This is a genomic window from Ectothiorhodosinus mongolicus (assembly GCF_022406875.1).
In the GTDB taxonomy this organism is placed as follows: domain Bacteria; phylum Pseudomonadota; class Gammaproteobacteria; order Ectothiorhodospirales; family Ectothiorhodospiraceae; genus Ectothiorhodospira; species Ectothiorhodospira mongolica.
In genome coordinates, this window is the sequence record NZ_CP023018.1 from 197,299 (window position 1) to 220,120 (window position 22,822).

At 57.5% G+C, this 22,822-nt stretch carries 22 protein-coding genes and 1 pseudogene; 5 read left to right on the plus strand and 18 right to left on the minus strand.

The features are described 5' to 3' along the window. The 6 genes and pseudogenes from CKX93_RS00735 to rpsB all read right to left on the minus strand — a co-directional run. Positions 1-822 carry a phosphatidate cytidylyltransferase gene (locus CKX93_RS00735; protein WP_076754371.1) on the minus strand — a complete coding sequence of 274 codons (822 nt, stop codon included), beginning with the start codon at positions 820-822 and terminating at the stop codon, positions 1-3. Further along, positions 815-1,567, minus strand: coding sequence for a polyprenyl diphosphate synthase (uppS, locus tag CKX93_RS00740; RefSeq protein WP_076754373.1), 753 nt, complete (start codon positions 1,565-1,567; stop codon positions 815-817). The genes CKX93_RS00735 and uppS overlap by 8 nt, the downstream gene beginning before the upstream one ends. 19 nt (positions 1,568-1,586) lie before the next feature. Continuing rightward, a complete protein-coding gene (frr, locus tag CKX93_RS00745) occupies positions 1,587-2,144 on the minus strand; it encodes a ribosome recycling factor (protein WP_076754375.1) in 558 nt (185 codons plus the stop codon). Between the two features lie 6 nt (positions 2,145-2,150). Continuing rightward, on the minus strand, positions 2,151-2,879 hold the full coding sequence (pyrH, locus tag CKX93_RS00750; protein WP_076754377.1) for a UMP kinase: 729 nt from the start codon (positions 2,877-2,879) through the stop codon (positions 2,151-2,153). Positions 2,880-2,921: 42 nt separating this feature from the next. Further along, positions 2,922-3,800: a translation elongation factor Ts gene (gene tsf, locus CKX93_RS00755; protein WP_076754379.1), complete on the minus strand. Its 879-nt coding sequence runs from the start codon at positions 3,798-3,800 to the stop codon at positions 2,922-2,924. Between the two features lie 375 nt (positions 3,801-4,175). Further along, a pseudogene (gene rpsB / locus CKX93_RS00760) lies at positions 4,176-4,931 on the minus strand (30S ribosomal protein S2); the annotation flags it as partial. 191 nt (positions 4,932-5,122) lie between these two features. Here rpsB and map point away from each other — a divergent pair. The 4 genes from map to dapD are packed head-to-tail and all read left to right on the plus strand — an operon-like array spanning position 5,123 to position 10,649. Continuing rightward, positions 5,123-5,899, plus strand: coding sequence for a type I methionyl aminopeptidase (gene map / locus CKX93_RS00765; protein ID WP_076754380.1), 777 nt, complete (start codon positions 5,123-5,125; stop codon positions 5,897-5,899). Beyond that, complete coding sequence (gene glnD / locus CKX93_RS00770) at positions 5,899-8,601, plus strand: [protein-PII] uridylyltransferase (RefSeq protein ID WP_076754382.1); 2,703 nt, start codon at positions 5,899-5,901, stop codon at positions 8,599-8,601. The genes map and glnD overlap by 1 nt, the downstream gene beginning before the upstream one ends. A gap of 1 nt (position 8,602) precedes the next feature. Next, on the plus strand, positions 8,603-9,787 hold the full coding sequence (dapC, locus tag CKX93_RS00775; protein WP_076754384.1) for a succinyldiaminopimelate transaminase: 1,185 nt from the start codon (positions 8,603-8,605) through the stop codon (positions 9,785-9,787). A 40-nt stretch (positions 9,788-9,827) separates the two neighbouring features. Continuing rightward, on the plus strand, positions 9,828-10,649 hold the full coding sequence (dapD, locus tag CKX93_RS00780) for a 2,3,4,5-tetrahydropyridine-2,6-dicarboxylate N-succinyltransferase (protein WP_076754386.1): 822 nt from the start codon (positions 9,828-9,830) through the stop codon (positions 10,647-10,649). Here dapD and rlmD read toward each other — a convergent pair. Genes rlmD through cysM form a run of 3 tightly spaced genes read right to left on the minus strand, consistent with a single transcriptional unit; the run spans position 10,624 to position 13,646 of the window. Beyond that, complete coding sequence (rlmD, locus tag CKX93_RS00785) at positions 10,624-11,961, minus strand: 23S rRNA (uracil(1939)-C(5))-methyltransferase RlmD (RefSeq protein ID WP_076754387.1); 1,338 nt, start codon at positions 11,959-11,961, stop codon at positions 10,624-10,626. The genes dapD and rlmD overlap by 26 nt on opposite strands. A gap of 9 nt (positions 11,962-11,970) precedes the next feature. Further along, positions 11,971-12,759 (minus strand): 3'-5' exonuclease, encoded by a 789-nt coding sequence (locus CKX93_RS00790; RefSeq protein ID WP_234982768.1) that lies wholly within the window; start codon positions 12,757-12,759, stop codon positions 11,971-11,973. After that, on the minus strand, positions 12,756-13,646 hold the full coding sequence (gene cysM, locus CKX93_RS00795) for a cysteine synthase CysM (protein ID WP_076754389.1): 891 nt from the start codon (positions 13,644-13,646) through the stop codon (positions 12,756-12,758). Before cysM ends, CKX93_RS00790 begins: the two co-directional genes overlap by 4 nt. Positions 13,647-13,680: 34 nt before the next feature. Here cysM and CKX93_RS00800 point away from each other — a divergent pair, with 34 nt between their 5' ends. Next, on the plus strand, positions 13,681-14,955 hold the full coding sequence (locus CKX93_RS00800; protein ID WP_076754390.1) for an ATP-binding response regulator: 1,275 nt from the start codon (positions 13,681-13,683) through the stop codon (positions 14,953-14,955). A gap of 58 nt (positions 14,956-15,013) precedes the next feature. Here CKX93_RS00800 and acpS read toward each other — a convergent pair whose 3' ends face one another. The 9 genes from acpS to CKX93_RS00845 all read right to left on the minus strand — a co-directional run bounded on the left by acpS (position 15,014) and on the right by CKX93_RS00845 (position 22,815). Beyond that, complete coding sequence (gene acpS / locus CKX93_RS00805; protein WP_076754392.1) at positions 15,014-15,391, minus strand: holo-ACP synthase; 378 nt, start codon at positions 15,389-15,391, stop codon at positions 15,014-15,016. Continuing rightward, positions 15,382-16,134: a pyridoxine 5'-phosphate synthase gene (locus CKX93_RS00810; RefSeq protein ID WP_076754394.1), complete on the minus strand. Its 753-nt coding sequence runs from the start codon at positions 16,132-16,134 to the stop codon at positions 15,382-15,384. Before CKX93_RS00810 ends, acpS begins: the two co-directional genes overlap by 10 nt. Next, complete coding sequence (recO, locus tag CKX93_RS00815; RefSeq protein ID WP_076754395.1) at positions 16,131-16,835, minus strand: DNA repair protein RecO; 705 nt, start codon at positions 16,833-16,835, stop codon at positions 16,131-16,133. Before recO ends, CKX93_RS00810 begins: the two co-directional genes overlap by 4 nt. Next, positions 16,832-17,737 (minus strand): GTPase Era, encoded by a 906-nt coding sequence (era, locus tag CKX93_RS00820; protein WP_076754397.1) that lies wholly within the window; start codon positions 17,735-17,737, stop codon positions 16,832-16,834. The genes recO and era overlap by 4 nt, the downstream gene beginning before the upstream one ends. Next, entirely contained in the window at positions 17,724-18,422 is a 699-nt protein-coding gene (gene rnc / locus CKX93_RS00825; RefSeq protein WP_200799800.1) for a ribonuclease III, read from the minus strand. Before rnc ends, era begins: the two co-directional genes overlap by 14 nt. Before the next feature lie 6 nt (positions 18,423-18,428). Then, positions 18,429-19,223 (minus strand): signal peptidase I, encoded by a 795-nt coding sequence (gene lepB / locus CKX93_RS00830; protein ID WP_076754399.1) that lies wholly within the window; start codon positions 19,221-19,223, stop codon positions 18,429-18,431. Continuing rightward, complete coding sequence (lepA, locus tag CKX93_RS00835) at positions 19,223-21,025, minus strand: translation elongation factor 4 (protein ID WP_076754400.1); 1,803 nt, start codon at positions 21,023-21,025, stop codon at positions 19,223-19,225. Before lepA ends, lepB begins: the two co-directional genes overlap by 1 nt. Before the next feature lie 84 nt (positions 21,026-21,109). Continuing rightward, on the minus strand, positions 21,110-21,352 hold the full coding sequence (locus CKX93_RS00840; protein WP_076754402.1) for a glutaredoxin family protein: 243 nt from the start codon (positions 21,350-21,352) through the stop codon (positions 21,110-21,112). An 11-nt stretch (positions 21,353-21,363) separates the two neighbouring features. Further along, positions 21,364-22,815, minus strand: coding sequence for a DegQ family serine endoprotease (locus CKX93_RS00845; RefSeq protein WP_084178584.1), 1,452 nt, complete (start codon positions 22,813-22,815; stop codon positions 21,364-21,366). Between the last annotated feature and the right edge of the window lie 7 nt (positions 22,816-22,822).

Here is a 22,822-nt window from a genome sequence, read left to right on the forward strand (position 1 = left end):
TTATCTTGCCACAATTCCGGCCCAGAGCAGACCCAATAAGAATACCGGCGCGGCGGCCGTAAGGCTGTCAATACGATCCAAAATACCGCCATGTCCCGGCAACAGACGGCCACTGTCTTTGGCATTAGCGGCGCGTTTTAGTAGGCTTTCAAATAAATCTCCGACGACCGAAATCAGCGCAGTGATCAGGCACAAGCACACAAAAATAAACCAAATACTCAGCTCCAAGCCAAACCAGCTGGCACCCAGCAATGACAGCACAGCCACACCCACCAAGCCGCCCAAAAGACCCTCACGGGTTTTGCCTGGACTGATGTGAGGTGCCAGTGGCTGGCGCCCAAAGCGCTTGCCAGTGAAATAGGCGGCGGTATCTGCCGTCGCAGTTAACAACAAAAGAAATAGCAGCCAACTTGGGTGGATAGCTTGCAAAATAATCAAAGCCAAACCCGAGGGTACCAAGGCGACCAAACCGGCCGCGCCGAGCCCCCAACGCCGAATCAAAAGCTGTTTTTCTTGCGGCGGCTGGCCCACAGCGATAATCACCACCACCACAGCCCAAGCCAGCGCGGTCAGAAGCAATAGCGTCCCGAGCATAGAAGCGTCGACCCAGAAATAAAACCCAGCCAAAGCCATGACACTGAGTGCCGCGTAGCCCGTTTTTAACAGTGGATGGGTAATCGCCGCTAGACCCGCCCATTCCCAAGCGCCTAAGGCCACCACCATCATAACGCCTAGAGCAAATCCCAAGGGTGGCAATAAAAAAATCGCCGCCAATACGCTCAGACCCAACACCAAGGCCGTGATCAAACGCTGCTTAAGCACGCTCCTGCCTATTGAGCTGCTCATCAATGTGACCAAAACGCCGAGAGCGCGAGGCGAAAAACTCGAAGGCTTGATCCATATCCGCCGATTGCATATCCGGCCACAAAATCGGCGTGAAATAGAGTTCGGTATAAGCCATTTGCCACAACAGGAAATTACTGATGCGCTGCTCGCCCCCAGTGCGAATCAGCAGGTCGGGATCTGGCATGGCCGCTGTCGATATGTGCTTGCGAAGGTGCTCAGGCGTCACATTGGCAGCCTCCACGCGCCCAGCGGCGATGTCCTCAGCCAGGCTCAAGGCGGCCTGGGTGATGTCCCAACGCCCGCCATAGCCTACAGCCACAAAGAGGTCCATGCGCTGATTGTCAGCGGTATCGGCCTCAGCCTTGGCCATGGCTTTTTGCAGCTTTTGAGAAAAGGCTTGGCGCTCGCCAATGAAGTTCAGGCGGATGCCTTTTTCGATCAAATCTGGCACTTCCTTGCTCATCGAGCGAATGAATAAATCCATCAGCGTACCGACTTCAGCCTGCGGCCGCTTCCAGTTCTCACTGCTAAACGCAAACAGAGTCAGCACCTTGACGCCATGCTCGGCACAATAGCGCACAACCATACGCGCCGGCTCGATGCCCCTCCTATGCCCCTCGGTGCGAGGTAAGCCGCGGCGCCCGGCCCAACGACCATTGCCATCCATAATAATGGCAACATGTTCTGGGGCACCCCGGGTTGTGGAAGGAATATGAGTCACAATACCCGCCTACAAAGACCTAGATGGCCATGAGTTCTTTTTCTTTTTGTTCTAGCACCTGTTCGACACGCGCCACGTACTCATCGGTGAGCTTTTGCACTTCATCCTCACCGCGACGCTCATCATCTTCGGAGATTGCTTTATCTTTGACCAGCTTTTTCATCTCGTTATTGGCATCCCGGCGGATATTGCGAATCGCCACCCGCGCATTCTCCGCCTCATGACGCACCACCTTAACCAAATCTTTACGGCGTTCCTCGGTTAAAGCCGGCAAGGGCACACGAATCACCGTGCCAACGGTTGCCGGATTCAAACCCAGATCTGAGTTCATAATGGCCTTCTCAACCTTGCCGACCATGTCCCGCTCCCATGGGGTCACGGTTAGCGTGCGCGCATCTTCGGTGTTGACGTTGGCGACCTGATTAATCGGCACATCACTGCCGTAGTATTCGACCATGACGTGGTCCAACAAACTGGGGTGAGCGCGCCCAGTGCGGATTTTCGCCAACTCCAGTTCCAACGAATCAACGCTCTTGCCCATCCGCGTTGCTGTATCTTTCTTGATTGCATCCAACATCGTGCATCATCCCCTTTCGATCAACGTGCCCACCGATTCGCCGGTCACCAGGCGCATCAATTCCCCTTCGCGGAAGATATTGATGACCCGCAGAGGCATGTGATTGTCGCGGCACATGACAATCGCCGTGGTATCCATCACCTCAAGGCGGCGGTTCAATACATCATCATAGGTGAGGCGCTCAAAGCGCTGCGCATTAGCATTGAGTTTGGGATCCGAATCATAAACCCCATCCACTTTGGTAGCCTTAATCATCACATCCGCGTTCATTTCAATGGCGCGCAAGCTGGCGGCGGTATCGGTGGTAAAAAACGGATTGCCGGTACCCGCTGCGAACACCACGATTCGGCCTTTCTCTAAATGCCGAACGGCGCGGCGGCGGATGTAATCTTCACAAACTTGGTTGATTTTCAGCGCCGACATCACCCGGCAGAATTTACCGAGCCGCTCTAGCGCATCTTGAATCGCCAGGCCGTTCATTACCGTGGCCAACATGCCCATATGATCGGCGGTAACGCGGTCCATACCACCCTGAGCCATACCGGCGCCGCGAAAGATATTGCCGCCGCCGATAACAATGGCGACTTCAACGCCCTTAGAACTCAGCTCGCCAACTTCGCGAGCGACGCGGGTTAATACATCTGGGCAGATGCCATACCCTTGATCCCCCATCAATGCCTCTCCACTGAGCTTTAGGAGAATGCGTTTGAAGATGGGCGCCTTATCAGGGGTCATGGCTTAGCCTTGTTGTCGTGAAAAAATCCCGCCTAGTTTACCTTAAGCGCCCTTGGCTTGCGCCATGACTTCTTCGGCAAAATTCTCTACTTTCTTCTCAATCCCCTCGCCCACTTCATAACGCACGAAGCGCTTGACGCTGGCACCAGAAGATTTAAGCAGATCGGCGACGCTCTGATCTGGATTCTTCACAAACGCCTGACCCAATAAGGTCACCTCGGCCAAATACTTGCTTATCCGCCCCGTCACCATCTTCTCAACGATCTCCGCGGGCTTGCCGCTCTCTTCAGCCTGGGCACGGAAAATGGCTTTTTCCTGCTCGAGCAACTCCTGAGGCACATCATCGGCATTGACACACACCGGGCGGCTGGCCGCGATATGCATGGCCAGATCTTTAGCCAAGCTTTCGTCGCCCCCTTCCACCTCGATCAAGACACCAATACGACCACCGTGCAAATAGGCGGCCAAATGTCCGGCACCAGCACTCATCGACTCAAAGCGACGCACTTGCACGTTTTCACCGATCTTGGCGATCAAGGTGGCGCGCTGTTCTTCCCAACTGCCGGAGGCGCTGCTCAGCGCCATCAGTGCCTCAACATCGGCAGGCTGATGGGTCAAAGCATCTGCGGTAATTGCTTGGGCAAACTGCTGGAAGTTCTCGTCTTTGGCGACGAAATCAGTTTCGCAGTTGACCTCTAAGATGACGCCCTGCTTGGCATCAGCACTTAACTTGACGACAATCTGACCTTCAGCCGCCACACGGCCGGCCTTCTTTACGGCCTTGGCCGCACCGGATTTGCGCATCGCCTCAACCGCGGCTTCCATATCGCCACCGGCTTCGCTGAGGGCTTTTTTGCATTCCATCATGCCGGCGCCGGTTCTCTCGCGCAGCTCTTTGACCATGCTCGCTGAAATTTGCATTACTGACTCCTGAAAATCTTGGTACGGGTTCGAGCGCAGCCAGCCGGGGACAATGCCCCCGGCAGCGCACTCATACGATTAAGCCTGGCTGTCTTCCGACGCGCTATCGTCGGCAGCGGCTGCGTCTTTCTTGCTGGCGGCTTTCTTGGCAGGCGCCTTAGCCGGCGCCTTGGCTTTCGCCGGTGCTTTGGCTTTGGCTGGTGCCTTGGCCTTCGCAGCCGGTTTTGCTTCGGTCTCGCTGACTTCTACAGCCGCCGCCTCAGTGGCCTCCGTAGCTACTGCTTCGTCGGCCACAACGGTTTCAGCTTCAGCCGGTTTTTCGGCGACCTTGCGCTTAGGCTTTTCGGTCACCTCGGCTTCGGACTTGCTGCTCTTGGCACGAGCCTTAGGCTTTTCTGCTGCCGCGGCTTCATCCACCTCAGCAAATTCCTTGGCTGAGCTGGCGCGTGCCACTTGACGGCCTTCCAAAATCGCGTCAGCCACGGCCGTCACATAAAGCTCAATCGCCCGCATCGCGTCGTCATTGCCAGGGATAACGTAATCAACGCCATCCGGAGAATTATTCGAATCCACAACGGCCACCACCGGAATACCCAGTTTATTGGCTTCGTTGATGGCGATTTTTTCATAGCCCACGTCGATGACAAACAAAGCATCAGGTAAGCGCGGCATATCTTTAATACCGCCCAAGCTGCGCTCGAGTTTTTCCATCTCACGGGTACGCATCAAGGCCTCTTTCTTGGCCAAGCGCTGCATCGTGCCGTCGGCCACCATCGCTTCAAGATCTTTTAGGCGGCGAATGGACTCACGCACGGTCTTAAAATTGGTGAGCATGCCGCCCAGCCAACGCTGATTCACATAAGGCATTTCGCAGCGAGCGGCATGAGTCGCCACCAATTCACGCGCCGAGCGCTTGGTGCCGACAAACATCACGCTACCGCCATTGGCGGCCATCTTGCCCAGATAGTTGATCGCATCATTGAAATGCGGCACGGTCTGTTCAAGGTTGATGATGTGGATTTTGTTGCGGTGACCGAAAATGAAAGGCTTCATCTTCGGGTTCCAGTAACGGGTCTGGTGACCGAAATGCACGCCGGCTTCGAGCATCTGGCGCATGGTAACGCTGGGCATGAGTAAACTCCTAGTTAAGGGTTGGGCCTCCATACACCCCAGAGCAGCAACCCCATTCTCATGAGGCACCCCGCTGTCCGTGACGGTGCATGTGCGGATTTAAATTTGCGTTTGCAAGCAACGCGGGCGCTTTATACCATAACCGGCTTATTGCCACAAACGCCTCATGCCGCCGACCAAGGCCTTGCCTCATGCCCGTCACCATCAAAACCGCCGAAGAAATTGAGCAGATGCGCATTGCCTGCCGCAAGGCTGCGCAGGTGCTGGAGATGATTGAACCCTTTATAGAGGCGGGCGCAACCACAGCTCAGCTGGATGAGCGGTGCCACGACTACATCACCCAAACCCTAGGCTGCACGCCTGCCCCCTTGAACTACCGCGGCTTCCCCAAATCCATATGCACCTCGATCAACCATCAAGTCTGTCACGGCATCCCCGATGATCGCCCCCTGAAAGACGGCGACATCATCAACGTCGACATCACCGTGATCCATGAGGGATTTCATGGCGACACCAGCCGCATGTTCATGATCGGCACGCCCTCGATTCAAGCGCGACGGGTGGTGGATATTGCCCATGAAGCGTTGTGGCGCGGCATCCAAGTGGTGCGCGCCGGGGCGCATCTGGGCGACATTGGTCATGTCATCCAGCGCTATGCTGAAGCACAACGCTGCAGCGTGGTGCGTGAATACTGTGGTCATGGCATTGGCCGCGCCTTCCACGAAGACCCGCAGGTGCTGCACTTTGGTCAGGCCGGCAGTGGCCTACAGTTAGAATCGGGCATGATTTTCACCATCGAGCCCATGATTAACGCCGGCAAGCGCCACACGAAAATTTTGGCCGATGGTTGGACCGTAGTCACCAAGGACCGCAGCCCCTCAGCGCAATGGGAGCATACGGTATTGGTGACAGATTCGGGCTGTGAGGTACTGACCCTGCGCAGTGATGAACAGGTTCCCGCAGCCTGATGTCCGCCCGCCTGCACGCCCTACCCCCGAGCATCCGCCATCGACTGGACTGGCCTGCCATCGAGTCAACGCTGCGTGCCTGCCAAGACCCTCAGGTCGCTGCATTTAGCCAAGCCGTAACGACGGTACGCGAGTGTCTCTCTACAGCTTTTAATGACGGCTGTGATGTCGCTGACTTGGTGCATGCGCAAGCTTTCACTACCGATAGACTGCTGATCACCCTGTGGGAGCTGCTGGGTTTGCAAGCCAACACCAGCGTCGCCTTGGTGGCCGTGGGGGGCTATGGGCGCGGTGAACTGCATCCCGGCTCGGACATCGATATTCTGATTTTGCATGACATTTCGCTGGATGAGGCGGCCCAAGAGGGCCTTAGCCGCTTTTTCACCCTGCTTTGGGATATGGATTTACAACCTGGCCACAGCGTCCGCAGCATCGACGAATGCGTGATCCAAGCAGCAGCGGATATCACCGTGGCCACCAACTTGGTGGAATGTCGGCCGCTGGCCGGTAATAAGCAGCTGCTGGAGCGCTTGGAAGCCCTGATCGCACCCCAACATATGTGGAATAGCCGGGCCTTTTTTGCCGCCAAACTCGAAGAACAAACCGCCAGACATCAGCGCTATGGCGAGACCGCTTATCGCCTCGAGCCCAATATCAAGGAAAGCCCCGGCGGGCTGCGTGATATCCAAATGATCGGCTGGGTCACCAAACGCCAATTCGGCAGCGGCGCCTTTGAAAAACTCGTCTCTCAGGGATTTCTCACCCTCGCGGAATACGAAGACCTCATGGCGGGCCAGTCCTATTTATGGCGGGTGCGCTTTGCCCTGCACATGCTCAGCGGGCGTAAGGAAGACCGCTTATTGTTTGATTTTCAGCGGCGTATGGCGACGCTTTTGGGCTTCACCGATGTGGATAATAACCTCGCGGTTGAGCAATTCATGCAAGAGTATTTTCGCAATGTCATCCGCCTAGAGCGCCTCAATGAAATGCTACTGCAACACTTCCGTGAGGCCATTTTGCTGGACATGGAAGACGATGACATCATCCCCATCAACCGCCGCTTTCAATCCCGCCGCGGTTATCTTGAAGTCACCGACCCCCAGGTATTTTTGCGCTATCCACCGGCGCTGCTCGAGGTTTTTTTGCTGTTACAGCAACACCCGGAGCTCAAGGGCATTCGCGCATCCACCATTCGTCTGATCCGTACCCACCGCGATCTCATCAATGACGCTTTTCGCGCTGACCTAGGCTGTCGCAGCCTGTTCATGGAAATTCTGCGCCAGCCACACGGCGTCACGCGACAACTGCGGCGCATGAACCGCTATGGCGTGCTGGCTCGCTACCTACCGGCTTTTGGCCAAATCGTTGGACGCATGCAGTACGACCTTTTTCATGTGTATACGGTCGATGAGCACACCCTAACGGTGATTCGTAATCTGCGGCGTTTTGCGATTGCAGAACACAACGAAGAAGTCCCCGAGTGCTCACGTATTTATCGCCTGCTGCCCAAGCCGGAGCTTTTGTTGCTGGCCGGGCTGTTTCACGATATCGCCAAGGGCCGCGGTGGTGATCATTCGGAATTGGGCGCTGAGGATGCGCGGCGATTTTGTATGGACCATGGCTTATCGATTTACGATGCCAACTTGGTCTCGTGGCTGGTGAAATCACATCTGCTGATGTCACTCACGGCGCAGCGCCGCGATATTTCAGATCCCGATGTGATTCATGAGTTTGCCCTGCAAATGGGCAATGCCATGCGCTTGAACTACCTGTATCTGCTGACCGTGGCGGATATCCGCAGCACCAACCCAAAGATGTGGAACTCTTGGAAAAACGCCCTGCTCTCAAATTTATATGATGCCACTCTGCGGATGCTGCGCCGCGGCTTGGAAAACCCACCGGATCAAGACGAGCTTTTGGGTGAGGTGCAAATGCACGCGCTGAGCATCCTGCGTCAGCGGGGTATTGATGAGCCCAGCTGTCTGGGTTTGTGGGCGCAGCTGGATGCCGACTACTTCTTGCGCCACTCAGCCGATGAAATTGTCTGGCATACCCTGGCTATCCATGATGCGCAGGAGGCGGATCTACCCTTGGTGCAAGTGCGCGAGGAGACTGCGCGCGGCGGCACAGAGATTTTCCTGTATACCCGCGACCATCCCAATGTGTTTGCACAGACCACTACGGCGCTGATGCAACTGGGATTGGATATCGTCGATGCCCGCATTATCACCACAGCCACGGGCTACAGTTTGAACACTTTCTTAGTTCTTGAAGACTCAGGCGGCGTGATCCATCAAGCATTTCGCGCCGCGGAGATCGTCGATTATTTGCATCAGCACGTCGCCGACCCACAGCGCGCGCCCAAGCCGATTCGGCGCAGCCAGCCGCGGCAATTGAAGCATTTTGATGTGCCCACCCATGTGCATTTCGATGCCCAGTCGCAGCGCCAGCGCACAGTATTACACGTCACCACCGCAGACCGCCCGGGACTGCTGGCCAAAATCAGCTTGGTGCTGACCGATTGTGGCCTGCGGGTACACAACGCCAAGATCGCCACCGCCGGCGAGACCGCAGAAGACGTGTTCTACGTCACCGATCTGGAGGGCGAGGTCATTAGCGACCCGCAACAGCAGGCGCAGATTCGCGATAAGCTGGTAGCGGCACTAGAAATGCCTGCCGCCCCCAGTGTTGTCAACGCGTGATATGAATCCGCGTCTGCAACAGCTACAGCCCTATCCCTTCGAGCGCCTACGCCGTCTGTTTGCCGGGATTGCGCCGCCCGATGATCGCCCGGTGATTAGCCTGAGCATCGGCGAACCGCAACATCCAGCGCCCGAGGTGGCGCAACAAGCACTGGTCAACTCCTTGACGGGCCTTGGCCGCTACCCGATGACGCGCGGCGTGCCGCAGCTGCGCGAAACCATCGCCGACTGGCTGATGCAGCGCTATGCACTTGGGGCTCAAGGCATCGATGCCGAAAGTCAAGTGCTACCAGTGAACGGCACGCGCGAGGCTTTGTTCGCCATCGCCCCCTGTGTCGTCAATGCCAGCCGCCCGCGCCCCTTGGTGTTCATGCCCAACCCCTTCTACCAAATCTATGAAGGCGCAGCGATTCTCGCTGGCGCTCAGCCGCGCTTCATGAATCTCTTTGCCGAGCAGGGTTTTTTACCGGATCTGGACAGCATCCCCGCTGCCGATTGGCAGGACTGTCAATTGTTGTACGTATGTAGCCCCAGCAACCCGGCCGGCGCCATCATGCCCGAGGCGATGATGCAACAGCTCTTAGATTTGGCTCAGGAGCATGATTTCGTGATTGCCGCCGATGAATGCTATGCCGAGATTTATGGCGGCGAAGCACCCCAGGGCTTCTTGGGGGTAGCCGCACGCATGGGACTGACGGATTTTCGCCGCTTATTGGTGTTTCACAGCCTATCCAAACGTTCCAATCTGCCGGGCCTGCGTTCGGGCTTTGTGGCGGGTGATGCCCAGCTCATCGAGGCGTTTCACCTGTATCGCACCTATCATGGCTGCGCCATGGCCCCGCCCACTCAGGCCGCCAGCATCGCCGCCTGGCAGGACGAGGCTCATGTGATCGAGAACCGGCAGCGCTATACGGCGAAGTTTCAGGCCGTGCAGCCACTACTCGAGACGGTGCTGCCAGTGCAAGCACCGCCAGCGGGATTTTATTACTGGGTGCGCACGCCGGACTGCGATGAACAATTCACCCGCGAGCTATATCGCCAACAAGGTGTGGTGGTGTTGCCCGGCAGTTATCTCTCCCGCCCGACGCCCGAAGGCGACCCTGGCGCGGGTTTTGTGCGCCTGGCGTTGGTGGCCGAAGAAAGCGAATGTGTGGCCGCAGCAGAACGCATGCGCCAATTCCTGTAAACTCGCGACCTCAAGTTTGATTGATTCTGGAGCATTGAGCATGACCGATATTCAGCAACGCATTGAAGAGGCTTTCGAAAACCGGGTGGACATCAATCCGCGTAATGCCGAACCGGCACTGCGTGATGCGGTGATGGAAGCACTGGATATGTTGGATCGCGGCACAGCTCGGGTCGCTGAAAAGCGCGATGATCAGTGGGTGGTCAATGAGTGGCTGAAAAAAGCGGTATTGCTGTCTTTTCGCATCAATGACAATCAGTTCATCAAAGGTGGCTTCACCAATTACTATGACAAGGTCGATGCCAAATGGGCCGACACCAATTCCCGTGAACTGCGCGAATCCGGCGTGCGCATTGTGCCGCCAGCCACCGCCCGCCGCGGCTCATACATTGCTCCTGGCGTGGTGCTGATGCCCTCCTACGTCAACATCGGCGCTTACGTAGATAGCGGCACCATGGTCGATACCTGGGCCACGGTTGGCTCCTGCGCGCAAATCGGCAAAAACGTGCACCTCTCTGGCGGCGTGGGGATTGGTGGCGTGCTGGAGCCGTTGCAAGCCTCACCCACCATCATCGAAGACAATTGCTTTATCGGCGCTCGCTCGGAAGTGGTCGAAGGCGTGATCGTGGAAACCGGTTCGGTGATCTCCATGGGTGTTTATATCGGTCAAAGCACGCGCATTTATGATCGCGAGACCGGTGAGATCAGCTATGGCCGCATCCCCGCTGGCTCGGTCGTAGTCTCCGGCAACCTGCCCTCTAAAGACGGAAAGTACAGCCTTTATTGTGCCGTGATTGTGAAAAAGGTCGATGAGAAAACCCGCTCCAAGGTGGGCATCAACGAGCTTTTGCGCGACCTTTAACAAACAGCGCCATCGACTCAACATGCGCGGTGTGCGGGAACATATCCATAACGCCCGCACGCTCAAGCACATAGCCATGGGTGTGCACCAGTTGCTCGGCGTCACGCGCCAGCGTCGCCGGGTTACAGGACACATACACCAAGCGCTCTGCCCCTGAAGCAGCCACTGCCGGCAAGGTGGCCAGGGCGCCGAGACGTGGCGGATCCAGCAGCACGCGCTCAAACCCATGGCTTGTGAGATGGGTTAGCGCTCCAGCATCGGTGAGATCGGCTGCCTTAAATTGCACATTACTCAGGCCATTGAGGCGCGCATTGTCGGCCGCGCGCGCTACCATGGCGGCGTCGCCCTCCACGCCCAAAACGCTTTGCGCGCGACGCGCCAGCGGCAAGGTGAAATTGCCAAGGCCACAAAACAGATCCAAGACCCGATGCTCGGGCTGCACATCCAGCCAAGCCATCGCCTGGGGCACCATAGCGCGGTTAATGGCGCTATTGACCTGAAAAAAATCCAGCGGCGAAAACTTGAGACTGACATCAAATTCGGGGTGGCCATAGGCCAATTCCTGGGGTATTTGCGGCCACAGCGGCGTCACGCTCTCAGGTCCTGCTGGCTGCAAGTACACCTGCAGGCCCTCGGCCTGCGCAAATGCGGTTAATTGCTGCTGATCTTGAGTGCTCAGCGGATCAAGGTTACGAAACACCAAGGCAATCTGATCGCTTTCATCCACCGCCACCTCGATTTGCGGGATGCGCGCTTTGGCCTCTAGCCCATCCATCAGCTGGCGCAGCTTCATGATGCGCTCGCCAACACCGGGATGTAGCACGGGACAGCGCTCAATCATGGCCAAATAGGGGCTGGAACGCTCACGAAACCCCACCAGCACACCGCCTTTCTTGGGCACATATTTGACGCCCAAACGCGCTTTACGGCGATAACCCCAAGGCTGGGCGGTGATGGGCTCGGCCCATTCCACCGGGCTGACTTTGCCAATGCGTTCTAAATTGTCTCTTAAGGTTTGTTGTTTCATGCGCAACTGCGCGCCGGCGTTCATGTGTTGTAATGAACACCCGCCGCAGATGCCAAAATGCGCACATTCGGCGGCAACGCGATCGCTGCTGGCTTGCAGCACTTCTTCAGTGCGCGCCTCATCATAGCGGCGCTGGCAACGCGTGTACCGAAACGACACGGTTTCGCCCGGCAAGGCGCCATCAACGAACACGGTTTTGCCGTCGATACGGGCGACGCCGCGGCCTTCGGGCGTCATGTTCTCGATGGTTGCAACCACCGGCTCTTGGGGAATACGCCTACCCATGCTTGACGCCTAGCCCTGCCAGGACTTCAGGAACTGCTGAAAATGTTCGCCTTCGGCATTCTCCAGCCAGTCTTTGAGACGCTGTAACTCGCCGCTGAGCGCCGCCTCCCCCAAACGCCCGCGCATGGCTTCAAAGCGCAGATAAACCAAATAAGTATTGAGGACATCGGTCTCGCAATAAGCGCGAATCCCGGCAAGATCACCCGCCAGCCAAGCTTCCCAGACTTTCGACCCATCCATGCCCATCTTTCCGGGAAAGCCCAGCAGGGTAGCGATTTCATCCAAAGGCGCATTGGCGCGCGGCGAAAAACCTGCCAGCACATCCATTAAATCCACATGACGCCAGTGGTAGCGCGACAGATAATTGTTGTAGCGAAAGGCTTTATCTTCATCACCCATCTCCCAATACCGTGGCGCCGCGATACCATGGCGCAGCGTACGGTAGTGCAGCACCGGAAGGTCAAAGCCGCCGCCATTCCAGGTCACCAGCGTTGGGCTGTAACGCTCCAGACCGTCATAAAAACGCTGAATCAGCTCGGCCTCGTCAGAGGACTCATCGCCCAAGGACCAGACCTTAATGTGCTCGCGCGTAGCCAGCACCACAGAGATGGCGCAAATACGTTGCAGATGGTGCGGTAAGAACTCGCGACCGGTTTTTTGCAGGCGCATCTGAAACATGGATTTGGCGGCGGCGGCCGGCTCTAGGCCTTTTAAGTCATACAACCGCGTACCGCCCTCAATGTCCGGGATGGTCTCGATATCAAACACCATCACCGGTGTCGCGAAGCTCAAACTCATGCGGGATAAACCCCTGTGGAGATGTAACGATCGCCGCGATCGCAGACGATGGAGGCAATCACCGCATGCTCAACCTCGGCGCTAATGCGCAGCGCCGCAGCCATGGACCCGCCGGAGGACACACCGGCGAAAATCCCCTCTTCTGCCGCCAGCCGGCGCATCATGGTCTCGGCATCATTTTGGCTGACCTCCAGCACGCGATCAACGCGACTGGCGTCAAAAATCGATGGCAAATAGGCCTCTGGCCAGCGCCGGATACCGGGGATGCTGGCGCCCTCGGCGGGCTGCACACCGACGATTTGAATGTTGGGGTTTTGTTCTTTGAGGTATTTTGACACGCCCATGATGGTGCCAGTGGTGCCCATAGAGCTGACAAAATGCGTGATCGTGCCTTGGGTGTCGCGCCATAGCTCAGGGCCGGTGGTGCGGTAATGCGCGCCGGGATTATCGGCATTAGCAAACTGATCCAGCACTTTGCCGCGGCCCTCGGCTTGCATGTGCTGCGCCAGATCGCGAGCGCCCTCCATACTTTGTTCGCGAGTGACGAGGATAATTTCTGCGCCAAACGCCTTCATGGTGGCGATGCGCTCTTGGCTCATGTTCTCTGGCATGATCAACAGCATGCGATAGCCTTTGATGGCTGCGGCCATCGCTAGCGCAATGCCAGTATTGCCGCTGGTGGCCTCGATCAGCGTATCGCCGGGCTGGATCTCGCCGCGGGCCTCGGCACACTGAATCATGTTCAGCGCCGGACGGTCCTTGACCGAGCCGGCAGGGTTATTGCCCTCCAGCTTGCCGAGGATGGTATTCGTGGTTGGCCCTGGGATACGCTGCAAGCGCACCAAGGGGGTATTGCCAACACATTGTTCGAGCGTGGGATAATTCATCACTGCGTCACCGAAGAATCAGGGGCCATCATACATGCCGAAGGACGGTTTCGAAATCTCACTGCTGGCGAAGTTAGCACATGAGCTGCGCACGCCTTTAACCGCCAGCTTGGGGTATGCGCAATTGCTGGCCAAGCGCCCGAGCTTGGATGCCGAGTCCGGGGAGATGGCGGCGGCAATCGAGCAGGCCAGCCGAGCAGGCTTGGCTTTGGTGAATGACATGCTGGACTGGTCACGCCTAGAAATGCAGGTGTTGGCGCCACGAAAACGCGCTTTTGAGCTACGCTCGGTGATCACTCAGGCCGCCGATTGGGCATGGCAACGTCCCGGTATCGCGCATGTGCATCTGGATATCGATATCGCGGCGGAAGTGCCTGAGTGGTTGGTCGGCGATCCTGATCGACTGCGGCAGATCCTGATCAACGTGCTGCACAATGCCGCGCGTTTTACCCAAAGTGGTGAGGTGCGTTTGCGCGCTGAGTACTCATCTGAATCCGGTGGCTGGCTGGATTTGGCGGTGGAGGATGATGGTCCCGGCGTGCCTGAGGCTTTTGCCGAGCGTATCTTTGAGCCTTTTTTCCAAACCCCTGAGGCAGCGGCAAAGTCTGAAGGCTCGGGCCTGGGTCTGGCCATTGTCAAAGGCTTGGCCGAATTGATGGGCGGCTCGATTAAGCTGGTATCCCCACCGGATCGAGGCAGCGTGTTTTCTCTTGGACTGCCATTGCCCGTGGCTATAGAAGTCGAGAGCCCACCGCGGTCTACGCACCCGCAGCGCGTTTTGTTGGTGGATGATTCTAAGTTGCATCGCTATTACGGCCTGCAGGTTCTGGCGCCCCTAGAAGCCGAAATTGTGCAAGCTTCTTGTGGCGAAGAGGCGTTATCGCTGATTCGCGAGCAGCGCTTTGATCTGGTGCTGCTGGATCTGCAGCTGCCCGATATGAGCGGGCTGATGTTGCGCTCTGAGTTGCGCCAACGTGCATGTCTCGCACCGGTCATCGCGGTGACCGGTGCTCCTGAGCTTTGCGCAGCCGAAGATATGGCCGAGTTCGCGGCCGTGCTCAGCAAACCCCTAGACCCTTCGGTCTTGCAGGCCGAACTCCGTGCTCTATTCCCCAGCTGGGATAGCAGTGCGCTCACCGCGCAGCCCGCATCGCCAGACACCGACCTCGAGCAGCTCTGGCTGGCCGAGCTCGCCGAAACCATCGCCGCTCTGGAAAACCCCGACTACCCCCGCGAAGCGCTGGCCGCGTTGCTGCACCGCCTGCGCGGCAGCGCCGGCGTGTTAAAAAAGGGGACGGATTTATTTTAAAAAAGGGGACGGATTTATTTTTCCTGCTCTTTCAGGAAAAATAAATCCGTCCCCTTTTTTATTCAGCTACGACGAAGGCGAGGGCGTGGTCGGCTTCATCCGAGAGGCTGAGGTGCAAGCGGGTGACGCCAAGGCGGGCGGCGGTGGCCGCGCCAGCGCCGCTGAGCGCCAGCTCTGGGCGGCCCAGCTCGCTATGGGTGACGCAGATGTCATGCAGGCTGAGCTGGGCGCCAATGCCCACACCCAAGGCCTTGGCCAAAGCCTCCTTGGCGGCAAAGCGCTTGGCGAGAAGTGCCGCGGGCTGGGCCGATTCCTGCCATTGCGCGTATTCCTGCGGGTGCAAGATACGCTGTGCAAAGCGCTCACCATGGCGCTCTAGAGCGCGCTCGATGCGCTCAATGCGCACCAAATCCGTGCCAATGCCAATTATCGGCATGCTGCCCGCCCCGCCTCCATGGCGCCGTGCATCTCACGCACCGCCTGAGCGATCCCCACAAACACCGCACGCGCGATTATCGCGTGACCAATATTTAGTTCATGCATCTCGGGTAAGGCTGCTATCGGCGCGACGTTCTCGTAATCCAGGCCATGACCGGCATTGATCACCAAACCCAATGACTGACCCACCCGCGCTGCCTCAGCAATACCCGCCAGATGCTGATCCCGCGCAGCGCCCACAGCGTCATTGGCATAAGCACCCGTATGCAGCTCCACTACCGGCGCGCCAATACGCGCTGCCGCCTCCAGATGCGCGGCGTCTGGCTCGATGAACAAGGACACCTCTATGCCAGCCGCAGCCAAATCCGCACAAAATTCCCGCAGCCGCGCCTCGTGGGTAATCACATCCAGCCCACCCTCAGTAGTCAATTCCTCGCGGCTCTCTGGCACCAAACACACAGCCCTAGGCAACACATCCAAGGCAATGGCATGCATCGCCATGGTGGCCGCCATCTCCAGATTCATCGCCGTACGCAAAAACGGCTTTAAGGCATAAACATCGGCGTCTTGAATATGGCGGCGATCTTCTCGCAAATGCAAAGTAATGATGTCGGCACCCGCCTCTTCCACCAAAGCCACAGCCGCCAACAAATCCGGATAGCGGGCGCGGCGCACCTGCCGCAAAGTGGCGATGTGGTCGATGTTCACGCCCAAGCGCAACGTTGATAAAGCCGATGTCATGACTGTTTTTCCCGATGCATACGAGTAATGAGTTGGCGCGAGACAATGGTTTTCGAGCCCAAATGATAATCCAGAAGCGCCCGCATCAGGCGCCTGGCCTCACGCAGCGCCACCCGATCGCCGAGCGTCCCGGCCACCAAAGCCTGCAAAGTCGCTCCATGAATACAAAAAGCCGAGTCCCGCTCGGCTTCCAGCGCCAAGCGCAGCTCATCCTGCGGCAACAAAATATAAGCGGCCGCCGCATCCAGCTCGCTGGCATCAATAAACTCCAAACCCTCGCCCAACTGCACCAGCAGCTGCCACTCAAAGCGCCGCAACAAGGGTTCCACGGGCTGTTGCACATCCGCCAGGCCCGCCAGACACGCCTCATAAGCCGCATACACCTCGGCCAAAGGCATATCCCGCGGCAAAAGCTTCAAACACAGTTCATTGACGTATAGGCCACAAACCGCGCGCTCTCCGGTCAAGGTAAATCGCCCCAACTCCTCGCACCGCGTGAGCGTCGCTAGGCTACCCCGTGCGCGCCAATTGACCTGCAAATGCAGGAAAGCCTGAGCCGCACTGCCAGAGCCGCTGCGACCGCGGCGCAAGAGACCGCTCATACGCCCCTCTTCAGCGGTCAACAGCTCCAACAGCTGGCTGCTTTCGCGATAACGGCGGGCGTGCAAGACATAACCCTCGGCCTGGCGCTCCTCGCTCATGTGCCGGTATCAATGCCCATGCGCCGGATGCTCTCGACATCCCGCTGCCAACCCTCGCGCAAGCGCACATGCAAACTCAGCATCACCTTGCGCTGCAACATCGCCTCTAAAGTCTGCCGCGCGCCCATGCCAATGGCTTTGATCATGCGCCCACCCTTGCCCAAAACAATAGCTTTTTGCGAATCCCGCTCGACATAGATCACCGCGCCAATATGCAGGCTGCGGCCGCTGTCTTGCCACTGTTCGACCTCCACCGCTGTGGCATAAGGCACTTCTTGACCGAGGCGCTCCAAGATCTCCTCACGAATCACCTCAGAGACGCGAAACCGCTGTGGCCGATCGGTGATTTCATCCTCGGGAAACAACATCGGCCCCTCCGGTAATAACGCCATCAAACGCTGCAATAACTGATCGAGGCCCGATGCCGTCAGCGCACTGACCGGCAAAAACTCCGCCTGAGGTAAGCGCTCACCCAAACGCTGCAAAAAAGGCAGCAAGCGGCTTTTGTCTTTGAGCCGATCGATTTTATTAATCACCACCAACACCGGCTGTGTTTGCGGCACGATCAAAGTCGCCAGATTTTCATCTCCGGCCTCCCAGCGATCCGCCTCCACCACAAACACAATCACATCCACATCGGCCAAAGCCGATCGCGCCGTCTCATTCAATACCCGCCCCAGTAACTTGGGGGTATCCGGATCCAGCCCTGGCGTATCCACCAACACCAGCTGACGCTGCGCCTCGGTGATAATGCCGCGGATGCGGTGGCGTGTGGTCTGCGCTTTGCGGCTGGTCGCGGCGATTTTCTCGCCCACTAACTGATTCAGCAGGGTCGATTTACCCACATTTGGCCGCCCGACAATCGCCGCCAGGCCGCAATAACTCATCTCAGCTTGCGCCATGAGCGCCTGTCTCCTGCTGTAACTGCGCTAATACCCGAGCCGCCGCGTCTTGTTCGGCGCGCCGCCGGCTAGACCCTTGACCCTCAAGAGACAGCGACAGCGCGGCAATCGCACAACTGACGCGAAACTGCTGCGCATGCGTTGGTCCCAAAACTTCAAGTGTTTTATACAAAGGGATCTCTATCCCTCTGTCTTGTAGATATTCTTGCAACTGAGTCTTCGGGTCTTTCAAGCTCTGAGCGGAGGGTAACTGCGCCAAACGCTCGGTATACAAATCGAGAATAAAACGCTGCGCTGCGGCGTGCCCCGCCAGCAAAAAAACCGCGCCTATGACCGCCTCTAAGGCATCCGCTAGAATCGAATCGCGCCGCTTACCGCCGCTTTTGCGCTCACCCTCACCCAGCAACAAACTCTCGCCCAGCCCGAGCCCACGGGCAATAGCGGCCAGGGAATCCTGATTCACCAAACTGGCTCGCAGCCGGCTTAAATCGCCTTCAGGCGACTCGGGGCACTGATCGTAGAGCTGCGCAGAGATGACCTGGTTGAGCACACTATCGCCGAGGAACTCCAGGCGTTCATTGTGCAAAACAGCAGCACTGCGATGCGTCAACGCCTGAGTGAGTAAAGCGCTATCGGCCACACCCGCAGGCAAACGCTGGCGCCAGGGGGCCTCAGCCGGCATCATCCACGCTCACTGAATGCGCTGGCCAATGCGTGACCACTGCATTTCCCGGGCATCAAAATCCCAATGCATCCAGATCCGCGTTGCCCGGCCCACCAAATTGGCCTCAGGCACAAACCCCCAGAAACGGCTGTCATTGCTGTTATCGCGATTATCACCGAGCGCAAAATACATACCCTCGGGCACCCGCACCTCGCCCTCCACTGCGCGCCGCCCCGGCCACGCCAAGGTCTCAAAGCGTTTATCGCCAATCTGTTCGATAATCAGATCAGCACCGCTCATACCCTCGCCAGAACCCGTGCCCACATAACTCTCAATCAGTTCCTGGGGCATGGGCTCGCCGTTGATATACAGGGCCTTATCGTAAAACCCGATCACATCACCGGGCAGCCCCACAATGCGCTTGATGTAGTCCTCTCGGGGATTTTGGGGATATTTGAATACCGCCACATCACCCCGCTCAGGGCTACCGGTCTCGATGATCCGCGTGCGCGTGATTGGCAAATGCACGCCGTAGCTGAACTTACTCACCAAAATAAAATCACCGACCAACAAGGTCGGCATCATCGAGCCAGACGGAATGCGAAACGGCTCGGCCACAAAACCGCGCAATACCAAAACCACCAACAACACGGGAAAGAAGGAGCGCGCGTATTCCACATACCAAGGATCATGCGCCGCCTGGCGACCTGCAGCCGCCAACTTAGCCTGCCGACGCCGACGCAGAACCGCGAGATCCAACAACCAAATGGCCCCGGTCAAACCAGTACCCACCACCAGAATCCATTCCAAATCCACTGCCATTAGTGTTTCCCATCGACTTGTAAGACCGCCAAAAAGGCTTCCTGCGGCACTTCGACGCGGCCGATATTCTTCATCCGCTTCTTGCCGGCTTTTTGCTTCTCCAGCAGTTTGCGCTTACGCGAGGCATCACCCCCATAGCATTTGGCGGTCACATTCTTGCGCAGAGCCTTGACGCTGGAGCGGGCAATAATCTTCGAGCCAATCGCCGCCTGAATCGCCACCTCAAACATCTGCCGCGGAATCAACTCAGCCATGCGCTCAGTGAGCTCACGCCCGCGCGATTGTGACTGTTCACGGTGGGTAATGATCGACAGGGCATCAACTCGATCGCCATTAATCAAGACATCCACCTTCACCAGCGGCGAGGCTTGGAAACACTTCAGCTCATAATCAAACGAGGCATAACCGCGGCTGACCGACTTCAAGCGGTCAAAGAAATCCAGCACCACCTCGGACATGGGCATGTCGTACCCCAACACCACCTGCTTACCCATGTATTGCATACGCGTCTGCACACCGCGCTTCTCAACGCACAGGGTAATCACCGCACCCACATAGTCCTGCGGCACCAAGATATTGGTGGCAATAATCGGTTCGCGCACTTCGCTGATGCTGTTGGCCGGCGGCAACTGCGCCGGATTATGGATTTGGACCACCTCACCGGAGGTGGTTTCCACCTCGTAAATCACGCTGGGCGCCGTGGTAATCAAATCCAGATCGTATTCACGCTCCAGCCGCTCTTGGATGATCTCCATGTGCAGCATGCCTAAAAAGCCGCAACGAAAGCCAAAACCCAGCGCCTGAGAGGTCTCCGGCTCATAATGCAGCGATGCATCATTCAAACGCAGCTTGTCCAAAGCCTCGCGCAGATCATTAAACTCATCGGCATTCACCGGAAAAATCCCAGCAAACACCCGCGGCTGGACTTCTTTAAAACCAGGCAACGCCTGATCAGCAGGATGCGAGGTATCGGTAATGGTGTCGCCCACCTTGGCGCCAGTGATGTCTTTAATGGTGCCCACCACAAAGCCCACCTGACCCACACTCAGGCTGTCACAGGGCGTGGGCTTGGGCGTAAAAACTCCCACCTGATCCACTTGATGACTGCGACCGGTGGACATCATGGTGATTTTCTGGCGCTTGCGCAAAGTACCCTGCTTGATGCGTACCAAGGCGACCACACCGAGATAATTATCAAACCAAGAATCGATAATGAGCGCCTGCAGCGGCGCCTCAGGATCACCCAGCGGCGGCGGAATCCGCGCAATCAGAGTCTCTAATAAGTCCGGTATACCCTCGCCAGTCTTGGCACTGACACGCACCGCATCGAGCGCCTCAATGCCAATGATCTCCTCAATCTCCTCACAGACCCGATCTGGATCAGCCGCCGGCAAATCAATCTTATTCAAGACCGGAACGACTTCCAGGTCTTGCTCAATCGCCGTATAGCAATTGGCCACGCTTTGCGCTTCGACGCCTTGTGAGGCATCCACCACCAACAGCGCGCCCTCACAGGCATACAAAGAGCGCGAGACCTCATAGGAGAAATCCACATGCCCGGGCGTGTCGATAAAATTCAGTTCATAAGTCTCACCATCGCGCGCCTGATACTTCAGCGAGACACTTTGCGCCTTAATGGTAATGCCCCGCTCGCGCTCCAAGTCCATAGAATCCAGAACCTGCTGCGACATCTCGCGTTGTGTTAGCCCACCGCAGACTTGGATGAAGCGATCAGCCAGCGTCGACTTGCCATGATCGATATGGGCAATAATCGAGAAATTACGAATGTGGCTTTGATCCAACGGAGGGTCCTGAGTCAGGGGGATTTCGCGCCTCGCATTGTACCGACTGCATCGTGCAATGCCCAGCGCCTAAATCGTCAGTGCTCAGTCGGGTCGTAAGGCGGCGGCCAGGCCGTGGCGGTCGAGGCGATGGCAGCAGATAATGTCCTCACCCAAGGTCAGCACCGGCACCTTCTCGTTGAAGCGCTCCCGCAATGCCGGATCTTCATCAATATCGACGATGCGCAACTGGAACTCTGGCCAATCTTTAAGAATGACCAGCTCCCGCTGCATTTGCTCACACAGATGGCAACCCTCGCGGGTGTATAAAATCAGCTCAGCGCCCATATGGCCCACCCCTATTCGGGGATTTCCAGGGCCAACCACACCGGCCCACGGCTGCGCTGTACCAGCACCCGCGCGGTACGCCCGGCCGGCAGCTTGGTCAGCACATCGCTAGCCTGCTGCGGCGATTCCAAGGCTTGGTTATTCACCATCAAGAGAATATCGCCACGCCGAATGCCGGCGCGACTGGCAATACCCGACTCAAGCGCAGCGACCAACACGCCGCCCTCAGGCAGCTCCAATTGCTCGCGGCGCTGATCTGGCACGGGCTGCAGAGTCATACCTAAAGCGCCCACCTGGGTCGGCTCAGCCTTGGGCGGCTGCGGCTGAGCGCGGGCCACCGGCGAGTCATCCGGTAGGGCTTCGATGCGCACGCCGATGGTTTGTGCCTCACCGTCACGCAGCACATCCACCTGTGCCACCTGGCCAATGGGTGAGCGCCCAACAATCGGCGGCAAGGCCGAAGAACGAGGCACTTCCTCACCATTGAATTTCATGATCACATCACCAGCCTGAATACCCGCCTTTTCAGCCGGGCTGTCGGGCAGCACGCGTGCCACCAAAGCGCCGCTAGGCCGGTCCATACCAAAAGACTCGGCGAGCTCACGCGTGACTTCTTGAATAATCACACCCAACCAGCCCCGATCAACCGAACCCGTTTCTTTGAGCTGGGCCACCACGTCCGCCGCCACTTCGATAGGAATGGCGAAAGACAAACCCATAAAACCACCAGTGCGGCTAAAGATCTGTGAGTTAATTCCCACCACCTCACCTTGTAAGTTAAACAGGGGCCCGCCCGAGTTACCGGGATTAATCGCCACATCGGTTTGAATAAACGGCACATAATTCTCGCTGGGCAAGCTGCGACCTTTGGCACTCACAATGCCTGCCGTCACCGAGTGATCAAAGCCAAAAGGCGAACCAATCGCCAACACCCACTCACCGACTTTCAGATCCGAGGAATCGCCGAGTCTCAGCACCGGCAAATTATCCGCTTGAATGCGCAGCAGCGCGACATCAGTACTGGGGTCAGAACCCACCAGTTCGGCGTCGTAAGTCCGTCGATCGCTGAGGCGCACTTGAATCTCATCGGCATCGGCAATGACATGGTGATTGGTCACCACATAGCCGTCAGCGGAGATAATGAAGCCCGATCCCAAGGAGGTGCTGTCGCGGCCTTGCGGCGGCATCCCCCCGCCCCCTTCACCAAAGAAGCGGCGCAATAGATCGCCAAACGGCCCATCCTCAGGCAATCCCTCGGGCAACATGCCCAGCGGTGGATGACCCTGCGGGAGATCAGCGGCCACGTTGCGTGTGGTGCTGATATTCACCACCGCCGGGCTGTAGCGCTCGACCAAGGGCACAAAGTCCGGCAGACCTTGGGCCTGTGCCGTTGCCCAAACCATGGCCAGCAGCAACGCCAACATTTGGCTGACCCGTAATCCCTGTTTTATCATCACTCGCATAAAGAAT